Genomic DNA, 15,371 nt, shown 5'->3' on the forward strand with positions numbered 1-15,371 from the left:
TTCGCTTTGTGTTCCGCCCGCGCGCGAGAAAACGCGCGGAACGGTGTGTCAGGCGAGGACCGCCTCGGCGGCGGGGGCGGCGGGCTTGCGCCGGGTGGTCTGGAACACGGGGCGCGGCGCGAGCGGTTCCTGATCGGCGCGGACCGGCGTCATCTTGCACGCGGCGCGCCCGGCCAGCGAGGCCTGCGCCATGCGCGCCACCATGCGCGGCGCCACCAGCCCGTCCAGCACGCAATGCAGCGAGCCGATGGCGTCAGAGTAGAAATCCGTTGCTGCACCGACGTCGCGCGCCAGCATCAGCGTCACGAGTCGGGGGTTGCGGCGTTCCGCCAGCGCGGTCAGCTCGGCGATGTGCTGCGCGCCGCAGTCGGCATCCAGCACCAGCACGTCGACGACGGCGCGGCGCAAACAGGTTTCGGCCACGGCAAGGCTGCCGGAGCCGGTGACGTGAATCCCCGTCTCGAGAAAGGCGATCTGGCTGCGTTCCAGCCGTCCGGCGTCAAGGTCGACGATCATCGCGTGCATGGGCTATCCCTTTCTATCATCCACGGTCAGCTTCGGCGGGATCGCTTAAAATTCACTGAAGATTCGAGACGAATGCGCGAAGAGGCCGGGACGGCCACGCACGATCCGCCTCGGGCGGCCGCCGCGGCCACTCCGGTCCCCGTGGATGCAGCCGCGCGCAGGCTGGACGCCGGACCGGATCGCGACTAAGCCCGGCGCACCTTCCGTCGCGGACGAACCTGGCCCTGCGGACGGTCCCGACGACCCCGGAGGCGCACATGCGATGCTGGACGCTCTTGCTGCTCTTGCTGATGCCGGCGGCCAGCCTGGCGCAGCAGGACCCTGACCCCGTCACGGAACCCCGTCCCATCGACGAGGGTCTGCGCGACAGCTACGGCGCGGTCGGGCGCGTGCAGCGCGGGTCAGAGCAGGCGCCGCAGATCTGCAGCGGCGCTTTGGTCGCACCGGACCTGGTCCTGACGGCGGCACATTGCACCGGCACGCAGCACGCGGGCACCGACACCGCACGCCCGCGGATTGCCTTTGAGGCCGGTTGGGACCACGGGACCACCCTGGCCGTGCGCGAGGTGGACAGGATCGTCCGCCATCCCTTTTACCTGTTGAACCTCGGCGAACGATTCCGGCACGATGTCGCCTTGCTGCACCTCGCAAAGCCGATCCACGAGATCGCCCCGCTGCCGGTGGCGCGCCCCCGCGACGACGAGCACGACTTTGCATTTGTCGGCTATTCCAATGCGCAACCGGACGTGTTGACCGGCGGTCTGTCCTGTCCGAAACGGGCCTTTACCTCGGGCCTGTTGCTGGTCGGGTGCATGGTCAAAAGCGGCCATTCGGGATCGCCGTTGCTGTCGCAACGGGACCAGGGACAGGTGATCATCGGTGTTCTCGTCGCCAGTGGCGGCGAAACCGGGGCCATCGCCCTGCAGGTCAACGGCTGGGTCATCGACATGATCGACACCCTGAGCCGCCCGGATACCCGGTGAACAAGTGACGTGCGGCGCTTGCCCGTTTGCCTGGGCCGCCCCTCCGGTGCATCGGTCCTGACAGCCTGCGCCGCATCGGGGGATGACCGAAAAATTGTCACCGTCTCCCGTGGACAAGTCACGGACAACCCTTTCCTATGCGGCCATGGACCTGCACAGCCGTTTCATGACCGTCGCCGATCTGCGGCGCGCCGCCCGGCACCGCGTGCCGCGCTTTGCCTGGGCCTATCTCGACTCCGCCACCGGGACCGAGGCCACCGCCCGGCGCAACCGCGCGGCACTGGACCGGGTGCTTTTCACCCCCTCGATCCTGCATGGCGAGGTGACGCCGGATTTTAGCACCGCGCTGTTCGGCGAGACGCATCCCCTGCCCTTCGGCGTGGCACCGGTGGGCCAGTCCGGCCTGCTGTGGCACGGGGCGGAACGCCTGCTCGCACGCGAGGCGACGCGGGCGGGCCTGCCCTATGCCATGTCCAACCTCGCCAACGCCACCCCCGAGGAGGTGGGGCCGGAGACCGGCGGCAAGGGCTGGTTCCAGTTGTATCCGCCGCGCGACATCGCTGTGCGGCAGGACATGCTGCAACGGATGCGCGACAGCGGCTTTCACGTGCTGGTGCTGACGGTGGACGTGCCGGTCGCCTCGCGGCGGGAAAAGCAGGTCAAGGGCGGGCTGGTGCAGCCGCCGCGCCTGACTCCGCGCATCGCGCTGCAATGCGCGCTGCGCCCGGCCTGGTCGCTGGCCCGGCTGGGCCACGGCATGCCGCGGATGAAGACGCTGGACCGCTACACCACCGACACCTCGACCCGGGACATGACGGCGCATGTGGGCTACCTGCTGCGCACCGCGCCCGACTGGAGCTATGTCCGCTGGATCCGCGAGAACTGGGAAGGCACGCTGGTGGTCAAGGGCGTGCTGAAGCCGGAGGACGCCGCGCGGCTGGAGGCCGAGGGCGTGGACGGGATCTGGGTGTCCAACCACGGCGGTCGGCAGTTCGACGGCGCGCGCGGCGCCATCGACCACCTGCCCGGCGTGCGCGCGGCGACGCGGCTGCCGGTGATCTTCGACAGCGGGATCGAAAGCGGGCTGGACATCCTGCGCGCCGTGGCGCTGGGGGCGGATTTCGTCATGTTGGGGCGGGCCTGGCACTACGCGGTCTGCGCCCTGGGCGACGCCGGCCCGGCGCACCTGGTCGACATGCTGCGCAAGGACATGACCGCCAACATCGGCCAGCTGGGCGTGGCGCGGCCGATCGACCTGCGCGGGCTGGCCGAGTTTGCAAACCCTGCATCGGAGGGCAAATAATTTGCAAACCCTCTTGCGCCGCAGCGCAGCATGACGGAAAGGTAACAATATTGCGCATCTTGCGTGACCCGTGCCGGAAAAGGACCCTTGCACATGGCTGACTTCGAGAAAATTCTGGTGGCCAACCGCGGTGAGATCGCGATCCGCATCATGCGGGCCGCGAACGAGATGGGAAAAAAGACCGTTGCCGTCTACGCCGAGGAAGACAAGCTGGGTCTGCACCGGTTCAAGGCCGACGAGGCCTACCGCATCGGCGAAGGGCTGGGTCCGGTCCAGGCCTACCTGTCGATCCCCGAAATCATCCGTGTCGCCAAGGAATCCGGCGCCGACGCGATCCACCCCGGCTATGGCCTGCTGTCCGAGAACCCGCAGTTCGTCGACGCCTGCGTCGAGGCCGGGATCACCTTCATCGGCCCCCGGGCCGAGACGATGCGCGCGCTGGGCGACAAGGCCAGCGCCCGCAAGGTGGCGATGGCCGCCGGTGTGCCGGTGATCCCCGCGACCGAGGTGCTGGGCAACGATTTCGACGCCATCGCCAAGGAGGCCGAGGCAATCGGCTATCCGCTGATGCTCAAGGCGTCCTGGGGCGGCGGCGGGCGCGGCATGCGCCCGATCAACGACCCCAAGGAACTGAAGGACAAGGTGCTGGAAGGCCGGCGCGAGGCCGAATCCGCCTTTGGCAACGGCGAAGGCTACCTGGAAAAGATGATCCTGCGCGCCCGCCACGTCGAGGTGCAGATCCTGGGCGACAAGCAGGGCAACATCTACCACCTGTATGAGCGCGACTGTTCCGTGCAGCGCCGCAACCAGAAGGTCGTGGAACGCGCCCCCGCGCCCTACCTCTCCGAAGCCCAGCGCGAGGAACTGTGCGAGCTGGGGCGCAAGATCTGCGCCCACGTGAACTATGAATGCGCCGGCACCGTCGAATTCCTGATGGATATGGACAGCGGCAAGTTCTACTTCATCGAGGTCAACCCGCGCGTGCAGGTCGAACACACCGTCACTGAAGAGGTGACCGGCATCGACATCGTCCAGGCGCAGATCATGATCGCCGAGGGCAAGTCGCTGTCCGAGGCCACCGGCAAGGCCAGCCAGTACGACGTGCGCCTGACCGGCCACGCGTTGCAGACCCGGATCACCACCGAGGACCCGGCGAACAACTTCATCCCCGATTACGGCCGCATCACCGCCTTCCGGTCGGCCACGGGCATGGGCATCCGGCTGGACGGTGGCACCGCCTATGCCGGTGGCGTCATCACCCGCTACTACGATTCGCTGCTGGTGAAGGTCACCGCCAAGGCGCAGACCCCGGAAAAGGCGATCAAGCGGATGGACCGCGCGCTGCGCGAATTCCGCATCCGGGGCGTGACCACGAACATCGAGTTCGTGATCAACCTGCTCAAGCACCCGACCTTTCTGAACAACCAGTACACGACCAAGTTCATCGACACGACGCCCGAGCTGTTCGACTTCAAGAAGCGGCGCGACCGGGGCACCAAGGTGCTGACCTACATCGCCGACATCACGGTGAACGGCCACCCCGAGGTGCAGGGCCGCGCCATGCCGCACCCGGATTTGAAACCGGCCCGCCCGCCCCGGGTGCCGCTGGAGACCCCGCCGCCCGGCACGAAAAACCTGCTGGAGGAAAAGGGCCCGCAGGCGGTGGCCGACTGGCTGGCGGCGCAGAAACAGGTGCTGATCACCGACACCACCATGCGCGACGGCCACCAGTCGCTGCTGGCGACGCGGATGCGCAGCCTCGACATGATCAAGGTGGCCCCGGCCTACGCCCACAACCTGCCACAGCTGTTCTCGGTGGAATGCTGGGGCGGTGCGACCTTTGACGTCGCCTACCGTTTCTTGCAGGAATGCCCCTGGCAGCGGCTGCGCGACCTGCGCAAGGCGATGCCCAACCTGATGACGCAGATGCTGCTGCGCGGCGCCAACGGCGTGGGCTATACCAACTACCCCGACAACGTGGTGCAATTCTTCGTGAAACAGGCGGCCGAGACCGGGGTCGACGTCTTCCGCGTCTTCGACAGCCTGAACTGGGTCGAGAACATGCGCGTCGCCATGGACGCGGTGCTGGACACGGGCCGCGTGCTGGAGGGAACGATCTGCTACACCGGTGACATCCTCGACCCGGACCGGGCGAAGTACGACCTGAAATACTACGTCGCCATGGGCAAGGAACTGCGCGACGCAGGCAGCCACATCCTGGGACTCAAGGACATGGCGGGCCTGCTGAAGCCCAACGCCGCCGCTTCGCTGATCTCGACGCTGAAGGAAGAGGTCGGCCTGCCGATCCACTTCCACACCCATGACACCAGCGGGGCGGCCATCGCCACCATCATGGAGGCGGTGCGCGCGGGCGTGGACGCGGTTGACGGCGCGATGGACGCGCTGTCGGGCAACACCTCGCAGCCGACCTTGGGCAGTATCGTCGAGGGCCTGCGCTTTACCGAGCGGGACACCGGGCTCGACATTGCCGCGATCCGCGAGATCTCCAACTACTGGGAGGCGGTGCGCGGCCAGTACGCCGCCTTCGAATCCGGCATGCAGGCCCCCGCCTCCGAGGTCTACCTGCACGAGATGCCGGGCGGCCAGTTCACCAACCTCAAGGCGCAGGCCCGCAGTTTGGGGCTGGAGGAACGCTGGCACGAGGTGGCGCAGACCTATGCCGACGTGAACCAGATGTTCGGCGACATCGTCAAGGTGACGCCGTCGTCCAAGGTGGTGGGTGACATGGCGCTGATGATGGTCAGCCAGGGCCTGAGCCGCGCCGATGTCGAGGACCCCAAGAAGGACGTCAGTTTCCCCGACTCGGTCATCGACATGATGAAGGGCAACCTGGGCCAGCCCCCGGGCGGCTGGCCATCGGCGATCCAGAAGAAGATCCTCAAGGACGACAAGCCCTTTACCGAACGTCCCGGCCTGCGCGCCGCCCCCGTCGACATCGAGGAAAAGCGCCGCGAACTGCACGCCGCCTTCGAGGAGGTGGAATTCGACGACGAGGACCTGAACGGCTACCTGATGTATCCCAAGGTCTTCACCGATTACGCCGCCCGGCACGAGACCTACGGCCCGGTGCGGACCCTGCCCACCCGGACGTTCTTTTACGGCATGGAGCCGGGCGAGGAGATCGCCGCCGAGATCGACCCCGGCAAGACGCTGGAAATTCGTCTTCAGGCGGTGGGCGAGACGCAGGACGACGGCGAAGTGCGGGTTTTCTTCGAGCTGAACGGCCAGCCGCGCACCGTCCGCATTCCCGACCGCAAGGCCAAGGCCGCCTCGGGCGCGCGGCCCAAGGCGCAGGTCGGCAACCCCGACCACATCGGCGCGCCGATGCCCGGCGTCGTGGCGACGGTCGCGGTCTCGGTCGGTCAGGAGGTCAAGACCGGCGACCTGCTGCTGACGATCGAGGCGATGAAGATGGAGACCGGCCTGCATGCCGAGCGGGACGGCAAGGTCAAGGCGGTGCACGTCCAGCCGGCGGCGCAGATCGACGCCAAGGACCTGCTGGTCGAACTGGAATGACGGTGGCGCGGGCCCTGGCGATCGCCCTGGGCCTGTGCCTTGCAGGCCCGCGCGCCGAGGCGCAGGGCCTGCCCTACACCACCGATCCCGAGGCCATGGAGACCGCCATCGCCGAGGCCCTGCTGCATCTCGACGTGGCGCTGTCGCAATTGGTGGATGACAAGAACAAGATCCATCCGGCCTTCAATCTCAAGGTGAGGTTTCCGGTCCAACACCCTGATGTCAAAGAAGAACTTATCTGGGTCGAGGACCTCTCCCTTGACGAGGGACGGTTTGCCGGGCGGCTGGCCAACGCGCCCGCCTACCTCAAGGGCACGCGGCTGGGCGACGAGGTCCACTTTGACCGGGCGCAGATCGCCGACTGGAGTGTGCTGGACACCTCAGGCCGGATGTACGGGCACTACACCACGCGGGTGCTGATGGCCGTTCTGCCCGAGGATCAGAAGGCCCCGTTGCAGGACCTCCTGATGCCCGATCCCCTGCCCGAGGCCTGGCGCTGAGCCTGTGGACAACCCGGATTTCCCCGCCGCAACCTTGCGTTGCCGGGCGCGCCTGAACCGGTTACAGTGCCCCTGCTGCTGTTTCCGATTTCGGGAAGGATTCCCTGATGCTCCTTCGACGGGTCATCGCCGTGCTGTGCCTGTCTGGCTTCGCTGCCACGTTTGCGTTTGGCGCGGATGACCTCGACCGCCTGTCCGAAGAGCTGCGGCGCGAAGTGCAGGAGGACGCCCGGCAGGAGGCGCTGGCGCGGATCTACGATCACCCCGGCCCGGTCATCATCGTGCCGCGCGACGCCCCGCCCCCCGCCGAGGTCGACATGCTCAAGGTCCGCTTTGGCGACCCGGCGCTGCATCGTGCCTTTCTTGCGGCGCGCGACTCGCTGCCCGCCGCGCTGGCCGCGACCGAAAAGCGCAACGGCTGGTTCTCGCCCTCGCTCGCGCTCTACGTCGCGGTCCGGGTGGCCGACCCGGACAAGCAGATCGAATTCGTCTGGGTCGACAACATCCGCCGCGATGGCAAGGGCTACGCCGGGACGCTGGCCAGCCACCCGCGTTACATGCCGGGCCTGCGGCTGCGGTCGCCCATCGCCTTTCTCAACCCGCAGGTGGCCGACTGGGCGGTGCAGGCCGAGGACGGCCGCTATTACGGCTACTTCATCACCCGCGCCCGGTTGAAGGATATTGCGGAGCCGCTGGCCGGTCAGATCCGCGCCCTGATGGTGGCGCGCCCCGTGCCGCTGATCTGGCAATGAGCCTGCACCTCGCGCTGGTCTCCATCCTGGTGCCCACCTACGCCGAAGGGCTGGCCTTTTTCGTCGGCCGGCCGGGCTTTGACCTGATCGAGGACAGCCCGCAGGACGGCAAACGCTGGGTCCGGGTGGCGCCCAGGGGCGCACAGACGCAGTTCCTGCTGGCCGAGGCGCAGGGCGCGCAACGGGACGCCATCGGCAACCAGGGCGGCGGGCGGGTCTGGCTGTTCCTGCACACCGACGATTTTACCCGCGACCACGCCGCCTTTTCCGCCGCCGGAGTCGTCTTCGAAGAGGCCCCGCGCCACGAAGCCTACGGCACCGTCGCGGTGTTCCGCGATCCCTTTGGCAACCGCTGGGACCTGATCCAGCCCGGCTGAGGGGCGGCATGGCAAAACCCGGGCGCGGTCCCAAATTTCCTCTTGCACCCGCCCGCGCAAGAGGCTAATTCCGCCGTCACCATCTGGCACGCGGGCGTAGCTCAGGGGTAGAGCATAACCTTGCCAAGGTTAGGGTCGGGCGTTCGAATCGCCTCGCCCGCTCCAGATGGTCGGATCCAGGATGCCGCACTTTCCCCGGGTGCTACGCAGGATCCAAAACGACAAGATGGATATGCGGGCGTAGCTCAGGGGTAGAGCATAACCTTGCCAAGGTTAGGGTCGGGCGTTCGAATCGCCTCGCCCGCTCCATCTTTTCCTCTCTGCCATTTACAGGTCGACCAGCGCTGGCTAGCCTTCCGGGTATTTCCGAGATCGGAGGCCCATTGTGAAACCCCTTGCCCGCGCCCTGTTTTTTCTGCTGTTCGCGTCCCCCGCCCTTGCCGAGCCGATGACCTTCCGCCTTGCCGGCAATGGCGGCAATTGCGAGGAATGCGCATGGGTCGTTGCCGAGGGCGAGATCGTCGCCTCGACTCCGGACGACTTCACCCGGTTCATGGACGGAAAATTCGCCCGCCTGGTGGTTTTCGATTCCCCGGGGGGAGAGTTGGGAACCGCGCTGCGCCTGGGCCGGTTGCTGCGCGAACGCGGCCACCTGACCGGTGTCGGCCAGACTGTAAAGGACGATTACGGCACCTTCAGCAAGGTGATCGAAGGCAGCTGCGAGAGCGCCTGTGCCTTCGCCTTCATGGGCGGCGAAGCCCGCAGGATCGACGAACCCGACGCCAATGTCTTTGTCCCGCTGCCCGGCAGGATCGGCATGCACCGCTTCTACACCCGCGAAGGCAACGAGATCCCCTCGGCCGCGACGCAACAGATCATGGGTCAACTCCTGATCTATGTTCAGGACATGGGCGTCGACCCGCGCGTTCTGTCGCTGGCGAGCACCGCGTCCGAGGACGAGATGTATTTCTTTTCGGCGCAGGAGCTGAGCGAGCTGCGGCTTGTCACCACGCGGTCGCAGGGCCCGGCGGTGCCGCGGATCGTCGCCGATGGCCTCGCCGTGGAATGGACCCATCATGACGATGCCCGCCGGGTCGAGCGCTATATACAGATGCATTGCCGCGGGACACCCGACCAGTGGATCCTGACCGTCACCAGGTTGAATGCCCTGTCAGATCCCGGTGCCTCGGCCGGGCTGGACTTTGCGCCCTACGAACACGACGAGATCATGTACAACGACATGCACATCCGCATCGCCGGAGAGCAGGTCGCAATGGCGAAGTCGGACATTCTTGCCGAGCAGAGCAATGGCCGCGACCTGCGCCTGGCCGTAAGGCTGCCCGTCGACATCCGCGAACACGCGGGACACGAATACCGTTTCGTCACAACGCAATTGCGGATGGCGACCGGCCTCTATTGGGCAGGGGGCAATTTCCCGGACGCCAACACGCTGAACGTCTTGTCGAGGGCCTGTATCACCGAGTGAGCCCGCGGCTGAACCGCTGACACCTCTTTGGCTGTCGCCCTGCCGCACGCCTGCGCGCCGCCAACAGTGGCGGGTTGCGCACAAGACCGGAATTCCCGTCCGGCCCCACTTGGCCTCCGGCAAGGCACGGCCTAGAAGGGCCCGAGTTCAAGGGAAAAACCATGCGCACCGCCACGATCACCCGCAAGACCGCCGAAACCGAGATCACCGTCGAGGTGAACCTCGACGGCACCGGCATCTACGACAACGCCACCGGCGTCGGCTTTTTCGACCACATGCTGGACCAGCTGTCGCGCCACGCGCTGATCGACATGACGGTGCGGGCCAAGGGTGACCTGCACATCGACGATCACCACACGGTCGAGGACGTGGGCATCACGCTGGGCCAGGCGCTGACCCGGGCCATGGGCGACAAGCGCGGCATCGTGCGCTACGGATCGTGCCTCCTGCCGATGGACGATGCGCTGGTGCGCGCGGCGCTGGACCTGTCGGCGCGGCCGTACCTCGTCTGGAACGTCGACCTGCCGACGCAGAAGATCGGCACATTCGACACCGAGCTGGTGCGCGAATTCTTCCAGGCCTTCAGCACCCATGGCGGGATCACCCTGCACGTGGACATGCTGCACGGGGTCAACAGCCACCACATCGCCGAAGCCGCCTTCAAGGCGGTGGCCCGCGCCCTGCGCGACGCGCTGGAGGTGGACCCGCGCAAGGCCGACGCCGTGCCGTCGACCAAGGGCGCGCTCTGACATGCTGACGGCGATCATCGACTACGAGAGCGGCAACCTGCATTCGGCCGAGAAGGCCTTTCAGAAGATGGCGGCCGAGACCGGCGCGGGCGCGGTGCGTGTGACCGACGACCCCGAGGTCGTCGCCGCCGCCGACCGCATCGTGCTGCCCGGCGATGGCGCCTTTCCGGCCTGCGCCGAAGCGCTGCGGGCATCTGGCTGTTTCGAGGCGATGGTCGAGGCGGTCGAGCGCAAGGGGCGGCCGTTCCTGGGCATCTGCGTCGGCATGCAGCTGATGGCCCGCGTCGGGCATGAATACCGCGAGACGCCCGGCCTGGGCTGGATCGACGGCGAGGTGGCGCTGATCGCCCCCGCCGACAAGGCGCTGAAGGTGCCGCACATGGGCTGGAACGACCTGGTGATCGACCGCCCGCATCCGGTACTGGAAGGCATCGCCACAGGCGATCACGCCTATTTCGTGCATTCCTACCAGATGCGGCTGTCCGATCCGGCGCAGCGTGTCGCGCATGTGGACTATGCCGGCGACGTGACCGCCATCGTCGGGCGCGACAACATGCTGGGCCTGCAATTCCACCCGGAAAAAAGCGCGGCCGCAGGGCTGCGCATGATCGCCAATTTCCTCAACTGGCGACCCTGATACCCCGCTCTGCCCCCTGTCCGGCGCCGGGCGCATCGTCCGACACGCCCAGCCGCTGGGTCAGTTCAACCGAGCCCAGGTCTGCCCGTCGCAAACCCCGGCCTTGCACCCCGTGACGCGCAACGAATTGCCGGTCAACTGCGCCTTGGCCGAGGCTGTCACGTTCAGCAGGGGCACGCGGACCTTGCCGCCGCCATAGGCGCCGCCTCCGCTGGGCTTCAAGTCCCAGAACAGGAGTTTGCCGACGTTCGGTGTCTTGACCTCGCGCCCCTGCGGGTCGAAGGCTTTGAACACCGTGCCGCACAGGGCCACGCCGCAAGGGTCGACGCGGATATGACTGGACAGGTTCTTTCGGTCGGGCGGCGTCTTCCACAGGCCGACCATGGGGTCAGCAGCCGCGGCCGACATGGCAAACCCGACAACAAACATCAACGGGAGCAGGAGAAAGCGTTTCATTTGCGTGCAACCGCGTGGGCGAGAGATGAAACTCGTCCTCACGTGGGAGTATATTTGGCAAATGAAAGTGGCTGCCCTGCCCTCGCCGAAAATAACCCTGTCCCGCCGGCACGGCTCAGGGAACCCGGGTCCAGGTCTGGCTGGAGCAGATCAGCCCACCCGCGACACAGCCCTGCAATTTCAGGCTGTTGCCGTTGAGGGTCATCTTGCCAATGTAGGTCTTGCCGTTCGACGGCCGCCAGACCTTGCCGCTGTAGGTGCCGTCGCCCCTGGGCTCCATCCCGATCACCAGCGTCTTGCCCTGGTTCGGCGAGGCGAATTCGCCGCCCGCGTTGAAGCTGCGTGCGATCACGCCGCAGATCTTCGGCCCGCAGGGCGCCATCGTCACATGCGCATAGGCGCCGTCGTCCGGCTCTGTCTTCCAGATGCCTTCCACCGGGTCGGCGGCGGCGGCAGGGCCCGCAAGGGCCAGCATCAGCGCGGCCAGTCCGGCCATCAGTCCGTTATTGTCCAAGGTGTCCTCCTCCTGTCAGACGCCATGATCCTTCCGTCTGGCCACAGAGACGGGCAAGCCTGACGCGAGGTCGCCTTGCGTCTTTCGTTGCGTCATACTAAGTCGCGGCAAAAGACTGGAAGGGCAGCGAAAATGATCCTGTATCCCGCGATCGACCTGAAAGACGGAAAGGCGGTGCGCCTGCTGCGCGGCGACATGGACAAGGCGACGGTCTTCAACGACGATCCGGCCGCACAGGCGCTGGAATTCGTGGCTCAGGGCTGCGAGTGGCTGCACCTGGTCGACCTGAACGGCGCTTTCGCCGGTGCGCCGGTCAACGCTGCGGCGGTCGAGTCGATCCTGCGCCAGACCAGGACCCCCGCCCAGCTGGGCGGCGGCATCCGCGACATGGCGACCATCGAGATGTGGCTGTCCAAGGGCCTCGCACGGGTCATCCTGGGCACCGTGGCGGTCGAACAGCCGGACCTGGTGCGCGAGGCCGCCCGCGCCTTTCCCGGCCAGGTGGCGGTGGGCATCGACGCCCGCGTCGGCCGCGTGGCCACCAAGGGCTGGGCCGAGGTCACGCAGGTCGACGCGGTGGACCTGGCGCGCAGTTTCGAAGACGATGGCGTCGCGGCGATCATCTACACCGACATCAACCGCGACGGCGCCATGATGGGCCCCAACGTCGAGGCGACCGCGGCGCTGGCCCGCGCGGTGACGATCCCGGTCATCGCCTCGGGCGGCGTGTCTTCGATCAAGGACCTGATCGCGCTGCGCGACTGCGGCGCGGCGCTGAACGGCGCCATTTCCGGCCGCGCGCTGTATGACGGGGCGATTGATCTGAAGGAGGCGCTGGAAGTCCTGCGGACCTGAGCGGCCGCCCTTCGGCCCCTGGGGCACCGGACAGGCCGCGATGAATGCGCCATGGGCACAGCGCCAGCTGCCGCGCATCCGCCCCTTTCCAACACCGCTTTTTCGCGCTACGGCAGGCCCATGCTCAAGACCCGCATCATCCCCTGCCTCGACGTGGCCGACGGCCGCGTGGTCAAGGGCGTCAACTTTGTCGACCTGCGCGATGCCGGCGACCCGGTGGACGCCGCCCGCGCCTATGACGCCGCCGGCGCCGACGAGATCTGCTTTCTCGACATCCACGCCACGCATGAGAACCGCGGCACCATGTTCGACGTGGTGACCCGCACCGCCGAACAGTGCTTCATCCCGCTGACGGTGGGGGGCGGCGTGCGCACGGTGGGTGATGTCCGCGCGCTGCTGCTGGCCGGGGCCGACAAGGTCAGCTTCAACTCCGCCGCCGTGGCCAACCCGGACGTGGTGGCCGAGGCCGCCGACCAGTTCGGCAGCCAGTGCATCGTCTGCGCCATCGACGCCAAGACCGTGTCCCCCGGCAAGTGGGAGATCTTCACCCACGGCGGGCGCAAGCCCACCGGCATCGACGCGGTGGAATTCGCCGTCACCATGGCTGCCAAGGGCGCCGGGGAGATCCTGCTGACCTCGATGGACCGCGACGGCACCAAGGCGGGGTTCAACCTGCCGCTGACCCGCGCCATCGCGGACGCGGTGAACATTCCCGTCATCGCCTCCGGCGGCGTCGGCACGCTGGACCACCTCGTCGAAGGCGTGACCGAGGGCCATGCCTCGGCGGTGCTGGCGGCCTCGATCTTTCACTTCGGCACCTTCACCATCGGCGAGGCCAAGGCGCACATGGCGGCCGCCGGCATCCCCGTCCGGCTGTGATCGCCGACGCGGCGGATATCACCCTGCGCGAGGGCGAGACCGAGCAGGGCACATGCCGATGCTGCGGCGCACCCACCACCATCGTCACCGGCTACCTCGAGGTCGGCGCGCTGTCGGCCGGATGGTACACCGTCGGCGCGACCATGGGCGAACCGGACCACCTGCCGCTGGTCCGCATCTACCTGGGCGACTGGAGCGACAGCGCCGGCCCGGCCGAACGCTGGGGCCTCAGGATCGGGATCACGCCCGACGGGCCGAACCTGCTCGACTGGCCGGAAAAGGACAGGGCCGAGGCGCGCCCCGTGTTCAGCCCGCTTGACCGCGCGCAGGTGCTGGGCACCCCGATGGAGGCGCAGGTCTTCGACCTTCTCGACACCATCCTGAGCGGCGACAGTCGCCTTTGAAAGGACCCGCCATGACCCTCGAAGAGCTGGAAACCATCGTCGCGGCCCGCGCAGCCGCCTCTCCGGACGAAAGCTGGACCGCCAAGCTGCTGGCCAAGGGCCCCGAGAAAGCCGCCGAGAAGTTCGGCGAAGAGGCGATCGAGGCCATCATCGAAGCGGTGAAGAACGACCGCGAGAAACTGGTGAGCGAGGTGGCGGACGTGCTGTTTCATCTTCTGGTCATGCTGCGCTCGCGCGAGGTGACTGTGGCCGAGGTCATGGCCGAACTGGACCGCCGCACCGCCAGTTCCGGTCTCGCAGAAAAGGCCGGGAGGACGGCAGAGTGACCGGCTACACGCTGGAAGGCTCGCTGCGCGGGCTGAACCACGGGCGGATCTGCGGCCGGTTGCGCCGGCGGCACCAACCCTGGCTGATGCGCTGGGGCGTGCTGCTGGCGGCACTGGGGCTGGTCCTGTGCCAGGTGGCGATCCCCGCGCTCGACCTGCTGGCGGGCATCAGGCTGCCCCGCGCGGCCAGCTACCTGCCCTTCGCGCTGTTCCTGGGCTGCGTCATCCTGCTGACCCGCTGGCGCCAGCGCCACGCCATGACGGCGGTGCGGGATGCACCGGTGCGGCGCACCGCGATGACCTACCACCTCGCGCCCGAGGGCGTGACCGTCACCGGAGAGCTGAGTCACGCGCAGATGAAATGGCCGGCCTTCCTCGACGTGGTGGACGATCCCGAAGGTGTGCTGCTGCTGACCGGACCCATGGAGTACCTGGTGCTGCCGCCCGAATCCTTCCGCGATGCCGCACACCGCGCCGAGGTGCTGCGCCAGGCCAAGGGCTGGCTTGAGGCCGCCCGCGCCGCCTGAGAGCGACGCAAGGCGGGACGGCGGGCGGGGCGCCTTTCGCGCGGCACGCGCGAAACAGCGTCCGTCCGGCCCGCCACGTCAGAGTTTCGAAGAGATGATTCCGGTGTTGAACCCGGCCATGCGCAGCTCGCCGAACAGGCGCTGGTACTCGATCTTGGGGCAGCGGTTCATGATCACGTCGACGCCGCGCGCCTCGGCCAGCGCCGCGGCCTCATCATTTTCCACCCCGATCTGCATCCAGACCGTCTTGAGCGCCGGAAACACCTCCAGCGCCTCGGCCACGATCGGCGGCACATGCTCGGACCGGCGGAAGATGTCGACCATGTCCACGTCCTTCGGGCACTCCGTCAGACCCGCCCGGACCGTCTGGCCGAACAGGGTCTCGCCGGCATGGCCGGGGTTCACCGGGATCACCGTGAAGCCCTTGAGCGACAGGTAGCGCGCCACGTAGTAGCTGGGCCGCACGGGGTTCATCGACACACCCACCACCGCGATCTTGCGCGTGCGGGTCAGGATCGTCTTGAGATGGGCATCGGTGTAACGCATGTCCGCATCCATATA

18 protein-coding genes and 2 tRNA genes are annotated in these 15,371 nt (G+C 67.4%); 16 read left to right on the top strand and 4 right to left on the bottom strand.

Going from position 1 to position 15,371, the window contains the following annotated elements; translation table 11 throughout:
* Positions 1–48 precede the first annotated feature (48 nt).
* Positions 49–525, bottom strand: coding sequence for an RlpA-like double-psi beta-barrel domain-containing protein (locus tag MAA8898_RS21460; RefSeq protein ID WP_094023085.1), 477 nt, complete (start codon positions 523–525; stop codon positions 49–51).
* Positions 526–782: 257 nt separating this feature from the next.
* Here MAA8898_RS21460 and MAA8898_RS21465 point away from each other — a divergent pair, with 257 nt between their 5' ends.
* The 11 genes from MAA8898_RS21465 (at position 783) to hisH (ending at position 10,849) form a co-directional block, all read left to right on the top strand.
* Positions 783–1,508 carry a trypsin-like serine peptidase gene (locus MAA8898_RS21465; RefSeq protein WP_094023086.1) on the top strand — a complete coding sequence of 242 codons (726 nt, stop codon included), beginning with the start codon at positions 783–785 and terminating at the stop codon, positions 1,506–1,508.
* A 166-nt stretch (positions 1,509–1,674) separates the two neighbouring features.
* Complete coding sequence (locus tag MAA8898_RS21470; protein ID WP_245853537.1) at positions 1,675–2,811, top strand: alpha-hydroxy acid oxidase; 1,137 nt, start codon at positions 1,675–1,677, stop codon at positions 2,809–2,811.
* 93 nt (positions 2,812–2,904) lie between these two features.
* Positions 2,905–6,348: a pyruvate carboxylase gene (locus tag MAA8898_RS21475; RefSeq protein WP_094023088.1), complete on the top strand. Its 3,444-nt coding sequence runs from the start codon at positions 2,905–2,907 to the stop codon at positions 6,346–6,348.
* Positions 6,345–6,848: a DUF2314 domain-containing protein gene (locus tag MAA8898_RS21480; RefSeq protein ID WP_094023089.1), complete on the top strand. Its 504-nt coding sequence runs from the start codon at positions 6,345–6,347 to the stop codon at positions 6,846–6,848. Before MAA8898_RS21475 ends, MAA8898_RS21480 begins: the two co-directional genes overlap by 4 nt.
* Before the next feature lie 107 nt (positions 6,849–6,955).
* Positions 6,956–7,600, top strand: a complete 645-nt coding sequence (locus MAA8898_RS21485) for a DUF2314 domain-containing protein (RefSeq protein ID WP_094023090.1) — start codon at positions 6,956–6,958, stop codon at positions 7,598–7,600.
* Positions 7,597–7,977 (top strand): VOC family protein, encoded by a 381-nt coding sequence (locus tag MAA8898_RS21490; RefSeq protein ID WP_094023091.1) that lies wholly within the window; start codon positions 7,597–7,599, stop codon positions 7,975–7,977. The genes MAA8898_RS21485 and MAA8898_RS21490 overlap by 4 nt, the downstream gene beginning before the upstream one ends.
* 90 nt (positions 7,978–8,067) lie before the next feature.
* Positions 8,068–8,142: transfer RNA gene (locus MAA8898_RS21495), tRNA-Gly, on the top strand.
* Between the two features lie 69 nt (positions 8,143–8,211).
* A tRNA-Gly gene (locus tag MAA8898_RS21500) sits at positions 8,212–8,286 on the top strand.
* Between the two features lie 76 nt (positions 8,287–8,362).
* Entirely contained in the window at positions 8,363–9,463 is a 1,101-nt protein-coding gene (locus MAA8898_RS21505) for a COG3904 family protein (RefSeq protein ID WP_094023092.1), read from the top strand.
* Positions 9,464–9,624: 161 nt separating this feature from the next.
* Entirely contained in the window at positions 9,625–10,212 is a 588-nt protein-coding gene (gene hisB, locus MAA8898_RS21510) for an imidazoleglycerol-phosphate dehydratase HisB (protein ID WP_094023093.1), read from the top strand.
* 1 nt (position 10,213) lies between these two features.
* Positions 10,214–10,849: an imidazole glycerol phosphate synthase subunit HisH gene (gene hisH / locus MAA8898_RS21515; RefSeq protein WP_094023094.1), complete on the top strand. Its 636-nt coding sequence runs from the start codon at positions 10,214–10,216 to the stop codon at positions 10,847–10,849.
* Between the two features lie 60 nt (positions 10,850–10,909).
* Here the strand turns inward: hisH and MAA8898_RS21520 are convergent, their stop codons facing one another.
* Entirely contained in the window at positions 10,910–11,305 is a 396-nt protein-coding gene (locus MAA8898_RS21520) for a DUF2147 domain-containing protein (protein ID WP_245853539.1), read from the bottom strand.
* Positions 11,306–11,420: 115 nt separating this feature from the next.
* A complete protein-coding gene (locus tag MAA8898_RS21525; protein ID WP_094023096.1) occupies positions 11,421–11,801 on the bottom strand; it encodes a DUF2147 domain-containing protein in 381 nt (126 codons plus the stop codon).
* A gap of 150 nt (positions 11,802–11,951) precedes the next feature.
* On the opposite strand from MAA8898_RS21525, the gene hisA reads away from it, so the two are divergent.
* The 5 genes from hisA (at position 11,952) to MAA8898_RS21550 (ending at position 14,810) form a co-directional block, all read left to right on the top strand.
* The gene (gene hisA / locus MAA8898_RS21530) at positions 11,952–12,674 is read left to right on the top strand and encodes a 1-(5-phosphoribosyl)-5-[(5-phosphoribosylamino)methylideneamino]imidazole-4-carboxamide isomerase (protein ID WP_094023097.1); all 723 of its coding nucleotides are present in this window, start codon (positions 11,952–11,954) and stop codon (positions 12,672–12,674) included.
* A gap of 120 nt (positions 12,675–12,794) precedes the next feature.
* Entirely contained in the window at positions 12,795–13,553 is a 759-nt protein-coding gene (gene hisF / locus MAA8898_RS21535; protein ID WP_094023115.1) for an imidazole glycerol phosphate synthase subunit HisF, read from the top strand.
* Positions 13,550–13,957 carry a hypothetical protein gene (locus MAA8898_RS21540; RefSeq protein ID WP_094023098.1) on the top strand — a complete coding sequence of 136 codons (408 nt, stop codon included), beginning with the start codon at positions 13,550–13,552 and terminating at the stop codon, positions 13,955–13,957. Before hisF ends, MAA8898_RS21540 begins: the two co-directional genes overlap by 4 nt.
* A gap of 11 nt (positions 13,958–13,968) precedes the next feature.
* Positions 13,969–14,283: a phosphoribosyl-ATP diphosphatase gene (locus MAA8898_RS21545; protein WP_094023099.1), complete on the top strand. Its 315-nt coding sequence runs from the start codon at positions 13,969–13,971 to the stop codon at positions 14,281–14,283.
* Positions 14,280–14,810 carry a YcxB family protein gene (locus MAA8898_RS21550; RefSeq protein ID WP_094023100.1) on the top strand — a complete coding sequence of 177 codons (531 nt, stop codon included), beginning with the start codon at positions 14,280–14,282 and terminating at the stop codon, positions 14,808–14,810. The genes MAA8898_RS21545 and MAA8898_RS21550 overlap by 4 nt, the downstream gene beginning before the upstream one ends.
* 78 nt (positions 14,811–14,888) lie before the next feature.
* On the opposite strand, the gene MAA8898_RS21555 is transcribed toward MAA8898_RS21550, so the two are convergent.
* Complete coding sequence (locus MAA8898_RS21555; protein ID WP_094023116.1) at positions 14,889–15,356, bottom strand: CoA-binding protein; 468 nt, start codon at positions 15,354–15,356, stop codon at positions 14,889–14,891.
* Positions 15,357–15,371: the final 15 nt, after the last annotated feature.

The sequence above is a fragment of the Antarctobacter aquimaris genome (genome assembly GCF_900184945.1).
Taxonomy (GTDB): domain Bacteria; phylum Pseudomonadota; class Alphaproteobacteria; order Rhodobacterales; family Rhodobacteraceae; genus Maliponia; species Maliponia aquimaris.

What these genes read in the sequence shown, in the direction of transcription:
- MAA8898_RS21520 (WP_245853539.1), bottom strand. Translation starts at nt 11,305, where the DNA reads ATGAAACGCTTTCTCCTGCTCCCGTTGATGTTTGTTGTCGGGTTTGCC.
- MAA8898_RS21545 (WP_094023099.1), top strand. Translation starts at nt 13,969, where the DNA reads ATGACCCTCGAAGAGCTGGAAACCATCGTCGCGGCCCGCGCAGCCGCC.
- MAA8898_RS21465 (WP_094023086.1), top strand. Translation starts at nt 783, where the DNA reads ATGCGATGCTGGACGCTCTTGCTGCTCTTGCTGATGCCGGCGGCCAGC.
- MAA8898_RS21475 (WP_094023088.1), top strand. Translation starts at nt 2,905, where the DNA reads ATGGCTGACTTCGAGAAAATTCTGGTGGCCAACCGCGGTGAGATCGCG.
- MAA8898_RS21470 (WP_245853537.1), top strand. Translation starts at nt 1,675, where the DNA reads ATGACCGTCGCCGATCTGCGGCGCGCCGCCCGGCACCGCGTGCCGCGC.
- MAA8898_RS21555 (WP_094023116.1), bottom strand. Translation starts at nt 15,356, where the DNA reads ATGCGTTACACCGATGCCCATCTCAAGACGATCCTGACCCGCACGCGC.
- MAA8898_RS21490 (WP_094023091.1), top strand. Translation starts at nt 7,597, where the DNA reads ATGAGCCTGCACCTCGCGCTGGTCTCCATCCTGGTGCCCACCTACGCC.
- hisF (WP_094023115.1), top strand. Translation starts at nt 12,795, where the DNA reads ATGCTCAAGACCCGCATCATCCCCTGCCTCGACGTGGCCGACGGCCGC.
- MAA8898_RS21485 (WP_094023090.1), top strand. Translation starts at nt 6,956, where the DNA reads ATGCTCCTTCGACGGGTCATCGCCGTGCTGTGCCTGTCTGGCTTCGCT.
- hisH (WP_094023094.1), top strand. Translation starts at nt 10,214, where the DNA reads ATGCTGACGGCGATCATCGACTACGAGAGCGGCAACCTGCATTCGGCC.
- MAA8898_RS21480 (WP_094023089.1), top strand. Translation starts at nt 6,345, where the DNA reads ATGACGGTGGCGCGGGCCCTGGCGATCGCCCTGGGCCTGTGCCTTGCA.
- hisB (WP_094023093.1), top strand. Translation starts at nt 9,625, where the DNA reads ATGCGCACCGCCACGATCACCCGCAAGACCGCCGAAACCGAGATCACC.
- MAA8898_RS21525 (WP_094023096.1), bottom strand. Translation starts at nt 11,801, where the DNA reads ATGGCCGGACTGGCCGCGCTGATGCTGGCCCTTGCGGGCCCTGCCGCC.
- MAA8898_RS21460 (WP_094023085.1), bottom strand. Translation starts at nt 525, where the DNA reads ATGCACGCGATGATCGTCGACCTTGACGCCGGACGGCTGGAACGCAGC.
- hisA (WP_094023097.1), top strand. Translation starts at nt 11,952, where the DNA reads ATGATCCTGTATCCCGCGATCGACCTGAAAGACGGAAAGGCGGTGCGC.